We start from the raw sequence: 2,908 nt of genomic DNA, 5'->3' as shown, positions 1-2,908 counted from the left end.
GACCGCCGCGCGCTCGTCGGCCACGCCGGAGAGATCGACGTCGAGGGGATGGAAGCGGGCCTGGTCGACGATGAGGCGCTCGACGCCCTGCACCCGCCCGTCGGCGACGGACACGGCGACGGCGCCCTTCTGGCCGGGCTCGCGGATGCTGCGCCCCTGGAGGTTGCCCGGAAACACGATCCAGGGGTCGCGGGAGAGCTCGGCATAGTCGTGCACGTGGCCCAGCGCCCAGTAGGCGTAGCCCCGCCCCGCCAGGTCCGCCACCGAGCAGGGGGCGTAGGTGGCGTGCGCCGCGTGGCCGGTGCAGGAGGTGTGCAGGATGCCGATGTTGAACCAGCCCGGCAGGGCGGGCGGATAGGTGAGGGCGTAGTTCTCCTCCACCGCCCGGTTGGGGAAGCTGCGCCCGTGCAGCGCCACCCTGAGCGCGTCGAGGCGGTGGGTCTCGGCCCGGGTCGTCGGGAAGGTGCGCACCGAATCCGGCAGGGTGATCGAGCGGGTGATGACGCTCTCGGCGTCGTGGTTGCCGCGCACCAGGATGACGGGGATGCCGGCCCGGTCGAGGCGGGCGACCTGGCGGGCGAAGAACAGCCCGATGGTGTTATCGGACCAGTCGCCGTCATAGACGTCGCCGGCCACGATCAGGAAGGCCACGCCCCGCTCGATCGCCAGGGTGACGAGATCCTCGAAGGCCCGGCGCCCGGCCGAGGCGAAGCGCCGGGCGATGTCGGGGTCTTTGAGGGCGAGGCCGCTGAGCGGGCTGCCGAGATGCAGGTCGGCGGCGTGGATGAAGGTGAACGCGGACATACGCGGGGGGCGGGGTCCCTGGGCTCGCGCGCCCCACGGGGTCGAAGTCCGGGGCGGGGCCGCAACCTCGCGGGTTTGGCGGCCGATTGCAACGCGGGGCCGCGGGGTGCGTGCGATGCAGGCCCGGGCCGATTCCCGCCGGTTCCGCCTCACGGCGGCGGCGCGCCACCGAAATCCAGGTCCTTGGCCTCCCGGACCACCTCCAGACGATCCCCCGCGTCGCGCATCTCGAACAGACGGCCGCGCGCGTGACGGAACGGGTGGTGGAGGACCAGCATCAGCGTGCCGTCGAAGCGATGGAACAGCATGCCGTGCCCGCTGTCGTCGCGGATCAGCGGCGGCAGCTGTTCCCACGGCCCCCCGATCTCCCCCGATGTCGAGCGTGCGATTCCCTGCACGTACCCGGTCCGGTCGTAGCTGGACCACAGCATCAGCAGCGTCCCGGAGGTCGTGCGGAACAGTTCGGGGCCATCGGTCACATAGGTCGTGCTGCCGTCCGCATGATGGGCGCCGGCGACCCAGGGCGCGTCGGACGCGCGGAACAGCACCTGTCGCGGACCCGCCGCCGCGAGGGTCTCGTCCAGCGGCAGCGCCTCGATCGTCCCGTCGCCGGCCTGCACCCATTCGTGGGCATAGACGAGCCACGGCCGCCCCCTGGGATCGACGTAGAGCGTGCCGTCGAGCGTCATGACGGACGGTTCGACGATCGGCGCCCCGTCGCGGACGAAGGCGTAGGGACCCGCGATCCGGTCGGAAACGGCGAGCAGCGTGCTGCGCCGGATGGACCGGCGCGGGCCGTTCGGCGGCAACTTGTCGGCCTGGTTGAAGAACGTGGAGAGGAGATACCACCGCCCCCGCCACCGATGCACCTCCGGCGCCCAGGCCCCGTCGTTCGCCCAGACATCGGGCGGCAGCGTGAAGACGACGCGCGGCGGCTGCCAGTCCTTCAGGTCGCGGCTCGTGTACATCATGATGCCGACGCGGGGATCGCCCGTCATCGTCGGCTCGTTGCGGGTGAACAGGTGATAGGTGCCGGTGTCGCGGTCGGCGACGATCCACGGGTCGTGCAGCGGCATGGCGGGCATGCGCAGCGGACCGGCCGGGGCCTTGCCGAGGATGGCAGGCGGGGCGGCCACCACCGCCGTCGGACCGGCAGCGAGAGACATCGCGGCGACGCCGCAGAGCGCCCAGTGGAGCAGGCCGTTCATCAGCCCCCGATCGCACGGCCATCCGGCCGTGCGCATCCTCCGCCGCACCTCCTCGGGGCCGTCGGGTGGACCCGATGGCCCCGGCCCGACCGTCCTGGCCTCGCGATGCGATCCATCCATCCGGAGATCCATGCCGAAGTCCCCCCTGTCGTCCGGCGACGTTCGTGCAGTCCGAGACCGTCGTCAAACGGTCGGGGGCGCCTCCCGGCACCGTGGTGCCCCCCGGGCGATGCCGGGATCGAGGACATCCCTGTCGAGGCGGATCGGCGCCCGGTCGCAACGCGGCCTCCCGGCTCCGCCCGCGAGCCCGGACGGTCGCGACGGATTCGGCCGCGCGTGCAGGGTCGCCCTCAATCGCTCAAGGTCATCAGGCCGGCGTTGCCGCCGGCGGCCGCCGTGTTGAGGCTGATCACGCGCTCGCGGACCAGGCCCTCGACCGGGTAGGCCTCGGTGCCGGCGGCCGGATCGGGCCGGGGCCGGTGGATCGCCACGAGGGGCCCGGGCCGGGCGGCCAGGGCCGCGGCGAAGGCCGTCAGGGCCTCGGCCCCGCCCTCCCACAGGACCGCGTCGGCCTCGGTCTCCGGATCGGCGGCCCGGATGACTCCGCCGAGGTCGCGGGGCAGGGCGGCGAGGAGCGCCGCGGCCGGCGCGGAGGGGGCGAGGGCGACGCGGTTGCCGGCGGCCAGCGCCGCGCCGATCTGTGCCGCCAGACCCGGCCCGGTCTCCGCCCGGCACAGGATCGTGCCGCGCGGATGCAGGCCGTAGCGGTTCTCCTCGCCCACCGGTCCCGGCAGCAGGCGCGTGCCGCCCACGGGGCTGCCGGCGATCAGCGCCGCGGCGGCCGCGGCCTCCCCGTGCCGGCCCTGGTCGCGCAGCCACGCGGCCCAGGCCAGGGC

2 protein-coding genes and 1 pseudogene are annotated in these 2,908 nt (G+C 74.0%); all 3 read right to left on the bottom strand.

Annotated elements, in window-relative coordinates; all coding sequences use genetic code 11:
- Positions 1-804 (bottom strand): metallophosphoesterase family protein (locus AC3WLN_RS23885; RefSeq protein ID WP_492485445.1); only part of this gene is annotated, 804 nt, incomplete at its 3' end.
- A gap of 149 nt (positions 805-953) precedes the next feature.
- A complete protein-coding gene (locus AC3WLN_RS23880) occupies positions 954-2,012 on the bottom strand; it encodes a glycoside hydrolase family 43 protein (RefSeq protein ID WP_492485444.1) in 1,059 nt (352 codons plus the stop codon).
- A 350-nt stretch (positions 2,013-2,362) separates the two neighbouring features.
- A pseudogene (locus AC3WLN_RS23875) lies at positions 2,363-2,908 on the bottom strand (trifunctional transcriptional regulator/proline dehydrogenase/L-glutamate gamma-semialdehyde dehydrogenase); the annotation flags it as partial.

Source organism: Methylobacterium sp. FW306-05-D (genome assembly GCF_058782155.1).
The sequence above is the reverse complement of the archived record's forward strand: the minus strand, read 5'-3'. Positions and strand labels throughout refer to the sequence as shown.